This is a genomic window from Streptomyces sp. NPDC050485 (assembly GCF_044458185.1).
Lineage (GTDB): Bacteria > Actinomycetota > Actinomycetes > Streptomycetales > Streptomycetaceae > Streptomyces.
Map to the genome: position 1 here is coordinate 296,653 of NZ_JBITHR010000003.1, position 16,070 is coordinate 312,722.

At 71.1% G+C, this 16,070-nt stretch carries 14 protein-coding genes; 7 read left to right on the top strand and 7 right to left on the bottom strand.

What is annotated here, in order from left to right:
- Both ACIBK6_RS07970 and ybaK read left to right on the top strand, forming a co-directional pair.
- Complete coding sequence (locus tag ACIBK6_RS07970; RefSeq protein ID WP_399049751.1) at window positions 1-771, top strand: LON peptidase substrate-binding domain-containing protein; 771 nt, start codon at window positions 1-3, stop codon at window positions 769-771.
- A gap of 17 nt (window positions 772-788) precedes the next feature.
- A complete protein-coding gene (ybaK, locus tag ACIBK6_RS07975) occupies window positions 789-1,280 on the top strand; it encodes a Cys-tRNA(Pro) deacylase (RefSeq protein ID WP_399049752.1) in 492 nt (163 codons plus the stop codon).
- A gap of 187 nt (window positions 1,281-1,467) precedes the next feature.
- On the opposite strand, the gene ACIBK6_RS07980 is transcribed toward ybaK, so the two are convergent.
- From ACIBK6_RS07980 to ACIBK6_RS07995, 4 genes are all read right to left on the bottom strand, one after another.
- Window positions 1,468-2,151 (bottom strand): hypothetical protein, encoded by a 684-nt coding sequence (locus ACIBK6_RS07980; RefSeq protein WP_399049754.1) that lies wholly within the window; start codon window positions 2,149-2,151, stop codon window positions 1,468-1,470.
- A 34-nt stretch (window positions 2,152-2,185) separates the two neighbouring features.
- The gene (locus ACIBK6_RS07985; protein ID WP_399050172.1) at window positions 2,186-2,992 is read right to left on the bottom strand and encodes an ABC transporter permease; all 807 of its coding nucleotides are present in this window, start codon (window positions 2,990-2,992) and stop codon (window positions 2,186-2,188) included.
- Between the two features lie 32 nt (window positions 2,993-3,024).
- A complete protein-coding gene (locus ACIBK6_RS07990; protein WP_399049755.1) occupies window positions 3,025-4,032 on the bottom strand; it encodes an ABC transporter ATP-binding protein in 1,008 nt (335 codons plus the stop codon).
- Between the two features lie 72 nt (window positions 4,033-4,104).
- Entirely contained in the window at window positions 4,105-5,352 is a 1,248-nt protein-coding gene (locus ACIBK6_RS07995) for an NYN domain-containing protein (protein ID WP_399049756.1), read from the bottom strand.
- 265 nt (window positions 5,353-5,617) lie between these two features.
- On the opposite strand from ACIBK6_RS07995, the gene ACIBK6_RS08000 reads away from it, so the two are divergent.
- A complete protein-coding gene (locus tag ACIBK6_RS08000) occupies window positions 5,618-5,806 on the top strand; it encodes a hypothetical protein (protein ID WP_399049757.1) in 189 nt (62 codons plus the stop codon).
- A gap of 68 nt (window positions 5,807-5,874) precedes the next feature.
- Here ACIBK6_RS08000 and dnaE read toward each other — a convergent pair whose 3' ends face one another.
- A complete protein-coding gene (gene dnaE / locus ACIBK6_RS08005; RefSeq protein WP_399049759.1) occupies window positions 5,875-9,414 on the bottom strand; it encodes a DNA polymerase III subunit alpha in 3,540 nt (1,179 codons plus the stop codon).
- A 222-nt stretch (window positions 9,415-9,636) separates the two neighbouring features.
- Here dnaE and ACIBK6_RS08010 point away from each other — a divergent pair, with 222 nt between their 5' ends.
- From ACIBK6_RS08010 to ACIBK6_RS08020, 3 genes are all read left to right on the top strand, one after another.
- The gene (locus tag ACIBK6_RS08010) at window positions 9,637-10,965 is read left to right on the top strand and encodes a DUF2252 domain-containing protein (protein ID WP_399049760.1); all 1,329 of its coding nucleotides are present in this window, start codon (window positions 9,637-9,639) and stop codon (window positions 10,963-10,965) included.
- Window positions 10,966-11,090: 125 nt separating this feature from the next.
- Window positions 11,091-11,765, top strand: coding sequence for a hypothetical protein (locus ACIBK6_RS08015; RefSeq protein ID WP_399049762.1), 675 nt, complete (start codon window positions 11,091-11,093; stop codon window positions 11,763-11,765).
- A gap of 50 nt (window positions 11,766-11,815) precedes the next feature.
- A complete protein-coding gene (locus ACIBK6_RS08020) occupies window positions 11,816-12,628 on the top strand; it encodes a thioredoxin domain-containing protein (RefSeq protein ID WP_399049764.1) in 813 nt (270 codons plus the stop codon).
- A gap of 67 nt (window positions 12,629-12,695) precedes the next feature.
- On the opposite strand, the gene ACIBK6_RS08025 is transcribed toward ACIBK6_RS08020, so the two are convergent.
- Complete coding sequence (locus ACIBK6_RS08025; RefSeq protein WP_399049765.1) at window positions 12,696-13,289, bottom strand: dienelactone hydrolase family protein; 594 nt, start codon at window positions 13,287-13,289, stop codon at window positions 12,696-12,698.
- A gap of 30 nt (window positions 13,290-13,319) precedes the next feature.
- Here ACIBK6_RS08025 and ACIBK6_RS08030 point away from each other — a divergent pair, with 30 nt between their 5' ends.
- Window positions 13,320-14,372, top strand: coding sequence for a mechanosensitive ion channel family protein (locus ACIBK6_RS08030; protein WP_399049767.1), 1,053 nt, complete (start codon window positions 13,320-13,322; stop codon window positions 14,370-14,372).
- Between the two features lie 21 nt (window positions 14,373-14,393).
- Here ACIBK6_RS08030 and ACIBK6_RS08035 read toward each other — a convergent pair whose 3' ends face one another.
- Window positions 14,394-15,980 carry a Na+/H+ antiporter gene (locus ACIBK6_RS08035; RefSeq protein ID WP_399049769.1) on the bottom strand — a complete coding sequence of 529 codons (1,587 nt, stop codon included), beginning with the start codon at window positions 15,978-15,980 and terminating at the stop codon, window positions 14,394-14,396.
- Window positions 15,981-16,070: the final 90 nt, after the last annotated feature.

Below are 16,070 nucleotides of genomic sequence, written 5' to 3' on the forward strand. Positions count from 1 at the left end.
GTGACCACCGCACGCCTCCCACTCTTCCCGCTCAACTCGGTGCTGTTCCCCGGGCTCGTCCTCCCGCTGAACATCTTCGAGGAGCGCTATCGCGCCATGATGCGCGATCTGCTGAAGACCGGCACCGACGCATCCGGCACCGCGGACGGGGCCGGCGACGAGCCGCGCCGCTTCGCCGTCGTGGCGATCCGGGACGGCCGGGAGGTCGCGCCGACCGCGCCCGGTCTGCCCGACCAGACCGCGCAGCCCGAGAAGGGCCCGGCGGCCGGCTTCGGCCCCGACCCGATCCAGGCCTTCCACCGGGTCGGCTGCGTCGCGGACGCGGCGACGATCCGAGAGCGCGCGGACGGCAGCTTCGAGGTGCTCGCCACCGGCACGACCCGGGTGCGCCTGCTCTCGGTCGACGCGAGCGGGCCGTATCTGACCGCCGAGATCGAGGAGATCCCGGAGGAGCCGGGCGAGGAGGCGGGCGCGCTCGCCGAGGGCGTCCTGCGGGCCTTCCGTTCGTACCAGAAGCGACTGGCCGGGGCCCGCGAGCGATCCCTCGCCGGCACCACGGAACTCCCCGACGAGCCCTCGGTGGTGTCCTATCTGGTCGCCGCCGCCGCGGTCCTCGACGTCCCGGCCAAGCAGCGGCTGCTCCAGGCCCCCGACACCGCGACCCGGCTCCGCGAGGAACTGCACCTGCTGCGCCAGGAGACCGCGGTCATCCGCCACCTCCCCTCGCTCCCCGCGGTGGACCTGACCCGCGCCCCCACGAGCCCCAACTGACCGACCGGAGAGCCGCCTTGGCCAAGAAGAAGCAGTCCGCGGGCACCCCGGCGACGGTGGCGCTGACCGCCGCGGGCACCGCGTTCACCGTGCACGCCTACGAGCACGACCCGGCGTCCGCCTCGTACGGGGAGGAAGCGGCGCAGGCCCTCGGGGTGAGCGCCGAGCGGGTCTTCAAGACGCTGGTCGCCGACGTGGACGGCGAGCTGACGGTGGCGGTGGTCCCGGTGGCGGGCTCGCTCGATCTGAAGGCGCTGGCCTCGGCGGTCGGCGGCAAGCGCGCGGCGATGGCCGACCCGGCGGCGGCCGAGCGCACCACCGGCTATGTGCGGGGCGGCATCTCCCCGCTGGGCCAGCGCAAAAAGCTGCGCACGGTGCTGGACGACTCGGCGTCCGCGCACCCCACGATCTGCGTCTCGGCGGGCCGCCGCGGCCTGGAGGTCGAGCTGACCCCCACCGACCTGGCCGCCCTCACCGGAGCCCTGCTGGCCCCGATCGGCCGCGCGTAAGAACCCGCGTCCCAGGGGCTCGACGTATCCGCCGTCCTCGACTAGAACCCGAGGACGGGAGGTACGCCCATGTCGAAGCGGACCCGCAAGCGGAAGTGGCGCATCAGGAAGGGCCGGGCCAACCACGGGAGGCGGCCCGCTTAGCCCTAGGGCGCGATGAGCACTACGGCGCCCGCGTAGCCCCGCCCTACGGCCGCGGTGACCCGGGCGGCCCGGAGTCGAGCGGCCCGGGGTCGAGCGGCCCGATCTCGTCCATCGGGCCCGGCGGCCACGGCTGGTCCGCGTCGCGCGGCCCGAACACGGCGGTGAGGCCCAGGTGGACGGCCATCGCCGCGAACGGCCAGGCCAGCAGGGCGCCCTTGGCGTTGAGCTTGAGCGGGGCGTCGAAGGTGACGCCCTTGCCGGCCGCCTTCGCCGCCGCCACCACGTCCTGGTTGGGCCCGAGCCAGATGCCCAGACGCCAGGCGAGCACGGAGCCGAGCAGGGCGCCGACCGCGAGGCCGAGGACCACCGCGATGCCGCCGGCCTTGCGGAACAGGAAGACCGCGCCTGCGGTGAGGGCGCCGAGGCAGAGCGCGAGCAAGAAGAACGTTCCGTCGCCCCCGATCGCCTGCTCTCCCTCGGTGTCCTTGAGGAAGACGGCCTTGTCGTCGGCGATCAGCGGCACCCGGGGCGCCAGCCACAGCCACAGGAGCCCGAGCACCACTCCGGCCAGCGTCACCGCGAGGGCGACGAGCACCGCGTCCCGCAAGTCCTTCTTCACGGCGGGCGCCTCCTCGACGGGCCCGGGGTGCGCGCCCCCGGCGTGCGGCTGCCCCGGGTCGTCGCCCGGCGGCTGCTGGTGAGGAGGTGGTGTCAGAGGTGCGGTCACCCTGACATCGTGCCAGGCGTGTCTGTGCGCTGCCTCACCGGACCGCCGCCCGGCGGTAGGCCCACGTCGCCACCGCCAGCGAGACGACGCCGACGGCCGCGCACACGGCGAGATCGAGCCCCACGACGCCCCAGTCGGGGTGCGCGTCGAAGCTGTGCGCGAAGGCCTCCACACCGTAGGTGGAGGGCAGCAGATCACGTGCGGAGGCGATGGGGCCGGGCAGCCGGCCGGCCGGGAGCACCCCGAGCAGCAGCGCCGCCGACATCCCCAACTGGCCGAACAGCGTGGCGAGTTCCTGGCGCGGCGCGAGCAGCCCGAGGGCCGCGCCGAGCCCGGCGAGCGCGGCCCCGGCCAGCGGGACCACCGCGGCGAGCACCCACAGGTGCCCCATCGGCAGCCCGAACAGGACGCATCCGGCCACGGCCGTCACGGCCGTCCCGGGCACGGTGAAGGAGGCGTACGCAGCGGCCGCGCCGAGCACCACGGACGCGGGCGGCACGGGCAGCGTCGCGTAGTGGTCGAGCCCGCCGCCCGCCCGCAGCTGCCCGAAGTACTGGGCGAGCAGGTTGAGCGCGACGAAGGCGACGACGAGCACACTGGACCCGGCGACCACCGCCCGGGCTCCGCTCCCGTCGTCCACCACCCCGCGCATCAGGATCATGATCCCGACGGACTGGAAGGTCGCGACGAACAGCAGCGGGATCCGGGCCACCCGGGCCCGGGAGAGCTGGGCGCGGTAGACGGCGGCGAGCGCGGGCAGCAGCCGGGCACGGGGGGCGAGCGGGGCGGCGGCGGGCGCGGTGCGCGGCGCGGGGCCACTAGCCTCGGCGAGGTCGCCGATCGGCTCGACGCCGCTCTCCAGGGGAATGGCGCTCACGCCTTCACCAGCCCTTCCGTGCGGCCGCCGAGGGCGAGGTAGACGTCTTCGAGGCTCGGGGTGGCCAGGGTGAAGTCATCGAGGGCCGCGAAGGCCGGGCCTCCGGTGACGGTGGCCACGGCGGCCCGCGCCCGCTCGGGGCTGAGCCGCAGCGTCCAGCGCCGCCCGGATTCCTGGGCCGCCGCGCGCAGCGCCGCGACCTCGGGCACCTCGACCGGCGCCCGGTCCCGCCACACGAGCTCGACCCGCACCTCGTCGGCGACGCGCGCCTTGAGGCCGGCGGGGGTGTCGCAGGCGATGACCCTGCCGCGTTCGATCACGGCGACCCGGTCGAGCACGGTCTCGGCCTCGATGACGTTGTGGGTGACGAGCAGCACGGTCGCGCCGCGCTCGGCCCGGCGCCGGTCGACGGCGGCCCACACCGCCCGCCGGGCCACCGGGTCCATGCCGGTGGTGGGTTCGTCCAGGACGAGGACGGGGCGTTCGCCGACGAGTGCGGCGGCGAAGCAGGCGAGCCGGCGCTGGCCGCCGGAGAGCTTCTTGAGCGGCCGCCCGGCGATCTCGCCGAGCCCCAGTTCGGCCAGCACGTCGTCGCGTTCGGCGCGCGCCGCGTGCCGGGTGAGTCCGCGCAGCCGGCCGGTGGTCTCGGCGGCGAGCGAGACGGTCAGCTCGTCCAGGGCGGTGGATTCCTGGCCGAGGTAGGCGATGAGCCGGGCGGCCCGTTCGGGGTGGCGCACCAGGTCGTGCCCGAGCACGTCGACGGAGCCCGCGTCGGGCCGCATGAGCCCGGTCAGCTGGCGTACGAGGGTGGACTTGCCGGCGCCGTTGGGGCCGAGCAGGCCGAAGATCTCGCCGCCCCGCACCTCCAGGCTGATCCCGTCGGTGGCCCGGACCTCGGGCGTACCGGGCGCGCCCCGTCCGCCCCGCGCCCCGGGGTACGTCTTGACCAGGCCCCGCACCGCGCAAACGGTGCCGGCCCGCGCCGCTGCTGTGCCGGTACTCACGGGGAACGAGCCTAAGGGGTCGCAGGACCCGCCCCGCCCCGGGGGCGGTTCTAAGCCACCCTGTCCGGCTGCCTACTCGCCGACCGGCTGCCGCTCGGCCGCCGCCCGGACGTCGATCTCGCGCCAGAAGCCCGCCCGGATCGCGTACCGGTCGTGCTCGTCGATCTGGTCGTCCTTGTGCGCGAGGAGGCCGAACCGGGCCGCGTACCGCAGGAGTTCGCCGTCGATGCGGTGCGGGATGCGCGGGTACATCGTGGACAGCTTCTGGACGTGCGAGGGCTCCGGGAGGCGTTCCATCCAGCGCCGCGCGAAGACCTGGCCCACTTCGTAGGGGTCGCCGCCGACCGTGGTGATGTCCTCCTCGCGGTCGGCCCAGCGCTGCTCGGCGCTGGTGAGCTGGGCAAGCGTCGGCAGGGAGGCCGTCTCGGGCGACTCGCCGAGCGCCGAACCGGGGCGCTCCACCCAGCCCTTGTCGGAGGACCAGCGCAGGGTCGCCGATGCGGGCTGGGGCGGCGCGGGGGTGCTGCCGGGCCCGCGCAGACCCGCGAGGTCCTTCGGTGTCGGTACGCCCTTGCCGCCGCCCGCGGCGGGCACCGCGGCGCCGTTCTCGCCGGGGGCCACGGGCTGCGCGGTGCCGTTGCGGGCGGCCGCCGTCTGGGCCTCGGCGGCCCGCTCGGCCGATGCGGCGAGCGCCGACTCGGGCAGCGGCGCGGAGAGGATCGCGGCGATCTCGGGGCGGGGCGCGGGGGCCGGGGAGCAGATCCCGCTGAGGTCCTTGGCCCGTACCGCCTGGGTGATCCAGGAGCGGTCGAGCACCCGGCGCTCGTCGGCCTCGGCGACCAGGTCCTCGGACTGGTTGTAGTCGCCGTCGGCGGCCTGCACGGCCCACAGGTGGACGGCGACGCCGTGTTCCTTCGCGGACATCAGGCCCGGCAGCAGATCGCCGTCGCCGGTCACCAGGACCACGTCGGAGCAGGCGCGGTTGCGGGCCAGTTCGGTCAGCTCGGCGTGCATGGCGGCGTCCACGCCCTTCTGCGCCCAGCGGCCGTCACTGCGGGTCAGCGCGCCGAGGCGGACCGTCACCCTGGGCATCACGCGCAGCCGCCGGTGCTCCGGCTGCGGCACCCGGTCGGGGGCGCCGTCGAACCAGTAGATGCGGAGCAGCGGCTGCTGGGTGTCGGCCTCGGCGCGCTCTCGGAGCCCCTGGATCAGGGCGGCGTGGTCGACGGTGATGCGCGAACGGGCCGGTTCTCCGGCGAGCAGACTCGCGGCGGCGCCGAGCAGGTAACCGGCATCCACCAGGACGACGCAGCGGTCCATGCGTTCCACCCTCTTTCGGGAACCGAAAAGCCAAATAAAAGAAGAATCAGGAGCGGGGGTTGGGGAGATCTCCGAATGAACTCGGGGTTTCCTTCGAGTCTGCCCGACCGCGCAAGGGTTGACGTCCGGAACTCGATCATCGGCGTGGCGGATTGGGAAGAGACCGCGCAATCACACTCGGTAATGGCCCGAAATGCGCTCTTTGTCGTGATGTGTGAGTCTGACAGCGGCCCTGGCCCCGAGTTCCCCCACAGGAGGCATCCCCATGGCCAAGAACAAGAACCGCAAGTCGGCCCAGCAGGACAAGTCCAGCGACAAGTCCAGCTCCGCCGTACGCGGTCAGGAGCAGGCGAAGTCCACCGCCTTCGAGTCCCAGGCCATGCCGCAGACGCAGGCTCAGGGCAGCCCGGCGGATGTTGCCCGTAAGCACCAGCGTCGATTCGGTCACAACTAGCCGTTACGGCAAGAAAGGGGCGCACCCGGTGGGTGCGCCCCTTTCTCCTGCCCGACCGTACGGAGAGCTCAGCCGGCCAGGCAGGACGGGCCGAGCAGCACCTTCAGGTCACCGAAAAGGGCCGGATCCGGCTGGACCCGGTGCCGGTCCAGGCGCAGGACCGTGGTCGAGCGCGGTCCCTGGAGCTTGATCCGTACCTCGGTGTTGCCCTTGTGGTGCTTCAGGATCTCGCCGAGCCGGCTGACCATCGGCGGGGTGACCTTCACGGTGGGGATGGTCAGGACCACCGGCGCGTTGGTGCCCGCCGACGACAGGTCGGGGACCATCAGCTCCATCGCGACCAGGCGCGGGATGTCCTCGCGCTTGTCGAGCCGCCCCTTGACGAACACCACGGCGTCCTCGACCAGTTGGGTCGACACCAACTGGTAGGTCGCCGGGAAGAACATGCACTCGATGGAGCCGGCCAGGTCCTCGACGGTGGCGATCGCCCAGGCGTTGCCCTGCTTGGTCATCTTGCGCTGGAGGCCGGAGATGATGCCGCCGATGGTGACGATCGAGCCGTCCGAATAGTCACCGCCGGTGAGCTGCCCGATGCCCGCGTCTGCCTTGTCGGACAGCACGTGCTCCAGGCCGAAGAGCGGGTGGTCGGAGACGTACAGGCCGAGCATCTCCCGCTCCTGGGCGAGCAGGTACGACTTCTCCCACTCCACGTCGCCGAACTCGACGTCGAGGCCGAAGCCCGGCTCGCTGGTGTCCGCCTCGCCCATGCCGCCGAAGAGGTCGAACTGCCCCTCGGCCTCCTTGCGCTTGACCTGCACCACGTTGTCGATCATGGGCTCGAACTGGGCGGTGAGGCCCTTGCGGGTGTGGCCCATCGTGTCGAAGGCGCCCGCCTTGATGAGCGATTCCGTGGTGCGCTTGTTGCAGGCGGCGGCCTCGACCTTGTCCAGGTAGTCGGGGAAGGAGGCGAACTTCCCCTTCGCCTTGCGGGAGCGGATGATCGAGTCCACCACGTTCGTACCGACGTTGCGGACGGCCTCCAGGCCGAAGAGGATCACGTCGTCGCCCTGGGCGGCGAAGTTGTGCACCGACTCGTTCACGTTCGGCGGCAGCACCTTGATGCCCATGCGCCGGCACTCGTTCAGGTAGACGGCCGACTTGTCCTTGTCGTCCTTCACCGAGGTGAGCAGCGCCGCCATGTACTCGGCCGGGTAGTTCGCCTTCAAGTACGCGGTCCAGTAGGTGACCAGGCCGTACGCCGAGGAGTGCGCCTTGTTGAACGCGTATCCGGCGAACGGGACCAGGACGTCCCACAGGGCCTGGATGGCCTTGTCCGAGAAGCCGTTCTTTCGGGCGCCCTCCTGGAAGATGGTGAAGTTCTTCGCCAGTTCCTCGGGCTTCTTCTTGCCCATCACGCGGCGCAGGATGTCGGCCTCGCCGAGCGAGTAGCCCGCGATGATCTGCGCCGCCTTCTGTACCTGCTCCTGGTACACGATGAGGCCGTAGGTCAGACCGAGCGTCTCCTTGAGCGGCTCCTCCAGCTCCGGGTGGATCGGGGTGATCTCCTGGCGGCCGTTCTTGCGCTCCGCGTAGTTCGTGTGCGAGTTCATGCCCATCGGGCCCGGCCGGTACAGGGCCGAGACGGCGGAAATGTCCTCGAAGTTGTCGGGCTGCATCTGGCGCAGCAGCGAGCGCATCGGCCCGCCGTCGAACTGGAAGACGCCCAGCGTGTCGCCGCGGCAGAGCAGTTGGTAGGTCTTGGGGTCGTCCAGCGGCAGCGCCAGGAGCTCCAGATCGACGCCCTTGTTGGACCGCACCATCTTGACGGCGTCGTCCATGATCGTCAGGTTGCGCAGGCCCAGGAAGTCCATCTTGATCAGGCCGAGGGACTCACACTGCGGGTAGTCCCACTGCGTGATGGTCACGCCGTCGGTGTGCCGCACCCAGATCGGCGCGTGGTCGACGATCGGCTCGCTGGACATGATGACGCCGGCCGCGTGCACGCCCATCTGCCGGACCAGGCCCTCGACACCCTTTGCGGTGTCGATGACCTTCTTCACGTCCGGCTCGTTCTCGTACATCCCCCGGATCTCGCCCGCCTCGCTGTAGCGCGGGTGGCTCGGGTCGGTGATGCCGCTGAGGTCGATGCCCTTGCCGAGGACGTCGGCGGGCATGGCCTTGGTGAGGCGGTCGCCCATCGCGTACGGGTAGCCGAGGACGCGGGCGGAGTCCTTGATCGCGTTCTTGGCCTTGATCTTTCCGTACGTACCGATCATGGCGACCTTGTCGGCGCCGTACTTCTCGGTGACGTAACGGATCACCTCGACGCGCCTGCGCTCGTCGAAGTCGATGTCGACATCGGGCATGGAGACGCGCTCGGGGTTGAGGAAGCGCTCGAAGATCAGCCCGTGCTCGATCGGGTCGAGGTCGGTGATGCCCATGGCGTACGCGACGATCGAGCCTGCGGCCGAACCACGGCCGGGGCCCACCGCGATGCCGTTGTTCTTGGCCCACATGATGAAGTCGGCGACCACCAGGAAGTACCCGGGGAAGCCCATCTCCAGGATGATCCCGATCTCGTACTCGACCTGCTTCTGGCGGTCCTCGGGGACGCCCCCCGGGTAGCGCCGCTTCATCCCGCGCGCGATCTCCTCGCGGAACCAGGTGATCTCGGTGTAGCCCTCCGGGATGTCGAACTTCGGCATCAGGTTCTTCTCGGCGAACATCCCGTCGGTGTTGATCTGCTCGGCGACCAGGAGCGTGTTGGCGCAGCCCTGCTGCCAGGCGTCCGAGGAGTCGATGGCGTACATCTCGTCCGTGGACTTCAGGTAGTAGCCGGTGCCGTCGAAGCGGAAGCGGTCCGGGTCGGAGAGGTTCTTGCCGGTCTGGATGCACAGCAGCGCGTCGTGCGCGGTCGCCTCGTGGGCGTAGGTGTAGTGCGAGTCGTTGGTGACCAGGGGCGGGATGCCGAGCTTCTTGCCGATCTCCAGGAGCCCGTCGCGGACCCGGCGCTCGATCTCGATGCCGTGGTCCATCAGCTCCAGGAAGTACTTGCCCTCGCCGAAGATGTCCTTGTAGTCGGAGGCCGCCTGCACCGCCTCGTCGAACTGGCCGAGCCGCAGCCGGGTCTGGACCTCGCCCGAGGGGCAGCCGGTGGAGGCGATGAGCCCCTCCGACCACTGCGAGATCGTCTCCTTGTCCATCCGCGGCCACTTCTGCAGCCAGCCCTCGGCGTACGCGTCGGAGGACAGCCGGAAGAGGTTGTGCAGACCGGTCTTGTTGTGCGCCCAGATCGTCTTGTGCGTATAACCACCCGAACCGGACACGTCGTCGCGCTTCTGGTGCGGCTGGCCCCACTGGATCTTGCGCTTGTTGCGCCGCGACTCGGGGGCGACGTACGCCTCGATGCCGATGATCGGCGTGACGCCCGCCTTCTTCGCCGAATGGAAGAAGTCGTAGGCACCGTGGAGGTTGCCGTGGTCGGACATGGCGATATGCGTCATGCCCATCTCATTGCAGGCGTTGAACATGTCCTTGAGCCGCGCGGCACCGTCCAGCAGCGAGTACTGGGTGTGGACGTGAAGGTGCGTGAACGGCGGCTTGGACACGGTTGTGGCCTCCAGCGGCAGGGGGTTCGCAGAGCGAGGGGGACAGCCTCGGAGTCTACGTCGCCCCGCCGACAGTCGAGGGGGAACCGCGGCGCGAAGCGCCTCGATGAGGGGCGGTGGTCGGGCGACGGGCGGGCACTCCGGGGTACGGTCGCGCGTTGGAAGGGGCACGGACACCGTCCCGATCGTGACGCACGCAGTACGCACCAGGAGGCACCAGCGATGTCGGTCCCGCAGCCCAGCGCTGAGCAGCGCGGCGAGCAGATACTCGCCGTTTTCGAGACCGCGTTCGGCGAGCTCCTGGCCGCCGACCCGGCCGCTTTCCGGGTCAAGTTCCGCAAGATGGCTGCCTCGGCGTTCGCCTTCTACCGGGGCACGGCCTGCCTGTTCTACGCCGACCTGGCCGAGCACGGGCGCGGCGGTCCCTACCTGGACGAGCGCACCGGCCGGGTCTGGATCCACGGCGATCTGCACGCCGAGAACTTCGGCACCTACATGGACGCCAACGGCCGGCTGATCTTCAACGTCAACGACTTCGACGAGGCGTACGTGGGCCCCTTCACCTGGGACCTGAAGCGGCTCGCCGCCTCGCTCGCGCTGATCGGCTACACCAAGGCGTTCAGCGACGAGCAGATCACCGCCCTGGTGCGCACCTACGCCGGCGCCTACCGCGAGCGCGTCCACGCGCTGGCCGGCGGCGCCAAGGAGGACGAGGTGCCGCCCTTCACCCTGGACACCGCCGAGGGCCCGCTGCTCGGCGCGCTGCGCGACGCCCGCGCCCGGACCCGGTTCGCGCTGCTCGACTCGATGACCGAGATCCGGGAGCACGAGCGCCGGTTCACCGAGGGCGACGGCTCGATCGAGCTGGACGCGGCCACCCGCTACAAGGTGCTCGCGGCCTTCGACGGCTATCTGGAGACGCTGCCCGAGGAGAGCCTGGTGCGCCCGGACTCCTACCGCGTGAAGGACGTCGTGGGGCGGCGCGGCATCGGGATCGGCTCGGCCGGGCTGCCCTCGTACAACATCCTTCTGGAGGGGCACAGCGACGCCCTGGAGAACGATGTGGTGATCTACATCAAGCAGGCGCAGACCCCGGCGGTGTCCCGGCACGTCACGGACCCGGCGGTGCGCGGCTACTTCCAGCACGAGGGGCACCGCACGGTGATCTCGCAGCGGGCGCTGCAGGCCGCCGCCGACCCGTGGCTGGGCTGGACCGAGCTGGACGGCGCGGGCCAGCTGGTCGCCGAGGTCTCGCCGTACGCGGTGGACCTGGACTGGTCGGACATCGACGACCCCGAGGAGATCGCCTCGGTCGTCGCCGACCTGGGCCGGGCCACCGCCGCCATGCACGCGGCGGCCGACGACCAGAGCGGCCACTTCGAGCTGGTGCCGTTCTCCACCGAGCGGGCCATCGACGCGGCGATAGCGGCCGACGAGGAGGGCTTCGCCGAGCTCCTGGTGGACTTCGCGCACTCCTACGGGGCGCGGGCCCGGGCCGACCACCAGATCTTCGTGGACCTGTTCCGCAACGGCCGGATTCCGGGTCTTTAGCGTCCCGAAGCCGTCACCGAAGAAGTCACCGAAACCGTCACCGACGTCGCAGACGCACTCCCGGCCGAACTCTTAGCCGAATTCTTGGGCACGGCGCACAGCGGGACATGGCACACTCCTCCGCGATGGACATATCAGGGACGCAGCTCAGAGCGGCACGCGCGGCGCTTTTCACGGCGCTCGTCGTGACGCTCTCCGCCGCGTCCCATGTGCTGCTCTCGCGCGTCCCGCTGCCGCTCACGCTGGTGGCGTCGGCGGCTGGCGCGGTGTTCGTCATCGCGTACGCGCTCGCCGGGCGCGAGCGCGGTTTCTGGGCCATCGCCGGGGCGCTGGTTCCGCTGGAGCTGACCGCCGACACCGTGTTCACCACCGGCCAGCACGTCTGTTACGGGCCGGCCGGCGGGCCCGTCGCCGGCGCTCTGCGCGCGGTCGGCGTCGACGTGCTGTGCGGCGGCGGCACGCTGGGGGCCATGCGCACCCCGGCGAACGCGGCCACCCTGCTGACCCACCCCGGCCCGGCCGTGCCCTGGCTGCTGCTCGCCGCCCACTTGGCCGTCGGCCTGCTCGCCGCCCTGTGGCTGCGGCGCGGCGAGGCGGCGCTGGCCCGGCTGCTGCGCGCGGTGGCCGCCTTCGCCTTCCGGCCGCTGCTGCTCGCGGCGGCCGCGGTGGGCGGCGCCGCCGATCGCGTACACCCGCGCGGGTGCCCGGCGCACCGGAGCCCGGGCCACTCGCACACCCGCCTGCTGGTGCACTCCGTGGCACGGAGGGGACCTCCCTGCCCGTCGCTCGGCCTCGCCTGAGCACAGCAGTCCCCCATCACTTTCCCCACCTGCCATCCGGAGAAAAAATCATGAGTTCCCGCAACAGCCAGGCCAACAAGGCTGCCGCCCGCGATCGACTGCGAGCGGAGCGCGAGCGTCAGGCCAAGAAGGACAAGGCGCGTCGGCAGGTCATCGTGGCCGCGTCCATCGTCGGCGTGCTCGCCATCGCGGGTGGCGCGAGCTACCTGGTGATGCAGAACATGAAGCCCACCGCGTGGGAGGCCGCCAAGGACAAGACGCTGGTGAAGCCCGCGAACACCACGGGCACCGACGGTACGACCGTCGTCATCGGCAAGGCCGACGCGAAGAAGACCCTCGAAATGTACGAGGACCCGCGCTGCCCGATCTGCTCGCAGTTCGAGCAGACCGTCGGCCCGTCGATCCGCAAGGACGTCGACGCGGGCAAGTACAAGGTCCAGTTCATCGGCGCCACGTTCATCGACAACGGCAGCCCCGGCGTGGGCTCCAGGACCGCGCTGAGCGCCCTTGGCGCGGCGCTGAACGTCAGCCCGCAGGCGTTCCTGGACTACAAGTCGGCGCTGTACTCGGCCAAGTACCACCCGGACGAGACCCAGGACAAGTTCAAGGACCGCGACTACCTGATCCAGATCGCCGACACCGTTGCGGCGCTCAAGGGCAACGCGGCGTTCGACAAGGCCGTGAAGGACGGCACCTACGACAAGTGGGCGCTGACCATGTCGGACAAGTTCAACAAGAGCGGTGTCCAGGGCACCCCGACGCTCAAGATGGACGGCAAGAAGATCACCGACGGCCAGTCGGACAACGCCCCGATGGACCCGGCGACGTACACCGCGGCGATCGACAAGGCCCTCAAGGGCTGATCACGGCGGCCGCCGCTGACGAACGGGCAGGCCCAACTCCCCGGTCCGGCCTGCCCGTTCGGCGTCTCTACTCCCCGGACTCCCCGGCGGGCTCCAGGCTGTCCAGGAAGCCCAGTGCGGTGCGCCAGGTCAGTTCGGCGGCCGCCTCGTCGTAGTCCGGGAGCCGGGGGTCGGTGTAGATGTGGCCGGCGCCCGGGTAGCGGTAGATCTCCACGTCGGCGCCGGCCCGCTGCATCTGCAGGTACCAGGAGTTGAGCCAGTCACCCGGCTCGAACGGGTCCGGGTCCGCGACGTGGAGCTGTACGGGCAGTTCGTCCACGGCGGTGTCCTCGGCCATGTCCGAGGTGCCGTGGAGCAGCAGCAGACCGCGGGCCTTCTCGTCGCCGAGCGCCAGGGTCTGCGCGATGGACGCGCCGAGCGAGAATCCGGCGTAAACGAGGCCGCGCTCCGAGTAGGGGGCGGCGGCGAGAATGGCGCGCTTGAGGAGCTCGTCCTTGCCGATCTCGTCCTTGATCTCCATGCCCTCCTCCACGGTCTCGGTGGTGCGGCCCTGGTACAGGTCGGGGACGTGCACCTCGTGACCCGCGGCGCGCAGCCGTTCGGCCGCCTCATGCACGGCGGGGCGCAGGCCGTAGGCCGAATGGAAAAGCAAGATGTTCATGGGGTCATCGTGCCAGTTACGGTCGAAGGCATGGAGAACGTGCTGCGTCCGTTGATCGTCATCGGCGGCTCGGTCGTGCTCACGCTGCTGCTGGGATGGCTGGTCGACCGGCTGCTCCGGCGAGCCGGCTCCCGGCACCGCGAGACCCCGCTGTGGGGCCTGCTGCGCCGCTGCCGCATACCGCTGCGGGTCGTCCTGCTCGCCGCCCTGCTCAGAGGCTCCTACCGGCAGATCGCCTGGCGGCCCGTACGGGAGAACGGGCCGGCCCTCGGCCAGTTCCTCACGCTCGTCCTGATCGGCGCGAGCGCCTGGCTGGTGGTGCGGATCGCGGCCGCGGTGGTGGAGTCCTCGTACGCCCGCTACGCGGTCACCGCCCGCGATCCGGCGCGGCTGCGCCGGGTGCGCACCCAGGTCACGCTCATCCAGCGGGTGGTCACCGCGATCGTCGGTGTGGTGGCGGTCGCCGCGATGCTCCTGACGTTCCCGCCGATGCGCGCGGCCGGTGCCTCGCTGCTCGCCTCGGCCGGCATCCTGGGCATCGTCGCCGGTGTGGCGGCCCAGTCCACCCTCGGCAACCTCTTCGCCGGATTCCAGATCGCCTTCGGCGACATGGTGCGGATCGGCGACACGGTGGTGGTCGACGGGGAGTGGGGCGTCGTGGAGGAGATCACGCTCACCTTCCTCTCGGTACGCACCTGGGACGAGCGGCGCATCACCATGCCGGTGTCGTACTTCACCAGCAAACCGTTCCAGAACTGGTCGCGCGGCGGCGTCCAGATGACCGGCACGGTCTTCTTCCACCTGGACCACTCGGCGCCGCTGCCGCTGATGAGGGAGCGGCTCGCTCTGATCCTCAAGGAGTGCCCGGCCTGGGACGGGCGGGACTTCTCCCTCGTGGTGACGGACACCACGCCGTCCACGATCCAGGTGCGGGCGGCCGTCACCGCCAAGGACGCGAACGACATCTGGACGGTGCGGTGCGTGGTGCGGGAGCAGATGGTGGCGTGGCTGTACGAACACCATCCGTACGCCCTGCCGCGCATCAGCACGGGGCCTGCGGCCCCGCCTCCCCCGACTGTCTGAGCGCCGCGGCGAAGCCCCGGCTCACCTCAGGCTTCGTACGTCCAGCTGCCGCAGCACCCGGTCCACGATTTCCGGGTCGGCGCCGGGCTCGCTGCGGGCGGACAGGACCTCGTGCCGGGCCGCCGACATCATTTCGCGCTGGATGCGCTGCACCGCCCTGATCCGCTCCACCCGCTTCGCGTACGACTCGCGGCGCTCCTCGTCGACCATATCGGGGCTGATCCGCGCGCCCACGTCGTAGGCCCGTCGCAGCAACTGCTCCATGACGTCCTCGGGCAGTTCCTCGACGTCCTCGATCTCCTTCAGGCGCCGCTTCGCGGCCTTCGCGGCGCGGATCGCCAGGTCCCGCTCCAGGCCGCGCTCGGCGTCCGTGTCGGCCCGTACGCCCAGCTTCCTGACCAGCCAGGGCAGGGTGAGCCCCTGGAAGACCAGGGTGGTCATGATCACCGCGAAGGCGATGAAGACGATCTCGTCGCGGCCGGGGAAGGGCGAGCCGTCGTCCGTCTTCAGCGGGATGGCGAGCGCGAGGGCCACCGAGGCCACGCCGCGCATCCCGGACCACCACATCACGACGGTCTCCCGCCAGGACACCGGGATCTCCTCGTCGTAGTCGCGCTTGGTGTGCAGCCGCTTGGCCAGCCAGGTGGCGGGCAGCAGCCACAGCAGCCGTACGCCGACGACGACGCCCACCACGGCCGCCGCCCAGCCGAACATGTGCAGTTCGCGGCCGGTCGCCGTGCCGAAGACCTGGTGGAGTTCAAGGCCGATGAGGCCGAAGGCGACCCCGGTGACCAGGGTGTCGACGATCTCCCAGAACGTGGCTCCGGCCAGCCGGCCCTGCACGTCGTCGGCGTCCATCGTGTGCTCGGCGAGGAACAGCGCCACGGTGAGGACCGCGAGCACCCCGGAGCCGCCGAACTCCTCGGCCAGTACGTAGCCGACGAACGGGACCAGGAGCGTGAGGCCGATCTGCAGGGTCGCGTCCCCGAGCAGCCCCATCAGCTTGTCGGCGGCCCAGCCGAGCGCGAGGCCCACCACGACCGCGACCACGGCCGAGAGCACCAGTTCACCGGCGGCCGACGCCCACGAGAAGCTGCCGCTCACGGCCGCCGCGATCGCCACGTGATAGAGCACGATCGCGGTGACGTCGTTGAACAGCCCCTCGCCTTCCAGGATCGACACCAGCCGGCGCGGCAGCCCGAGCGAGCCCGCGACGGCGGTCGCGGCGACCGGGTCGGGCGGTGCGACGAGTGCGCCGAGCGCGACGGCGGCGGCGATCGGCAGCCCCGGCACGATGGAGTTGGCCACGGCGGCGACGGCAGCCGTGGTCACGAAGACGAGCGCCACCGCGAGCAGGAAGATCGGCCGGACGTTGGCCGTGAACTGCCGCCAGGAGGTGCGCTGTACGGAGGCGTAGAGCAGCGGGGGCAGCACCAGCGGCAGGATGAACTCCGGCGCGATGGACACGTTCGGCACGAACGGCAGCAGCGCCATGACCATCCCGGCGAGCGTCATGAGCACCGGTGCGGGCAGACCGAGCCGGTTGCCCAACGGGACCATCACCACCGCGCCCAGGAGAAGCACGAGCAGCAGGGCCAGCTGATCCACGGATGCCCTCCGGGGCGGTGCGGGCCGGAACGGCCTTGACGATCAAGGCCTCCAGCGTGCCACGCAATCCGCCCGAACCGCCCATCGGGG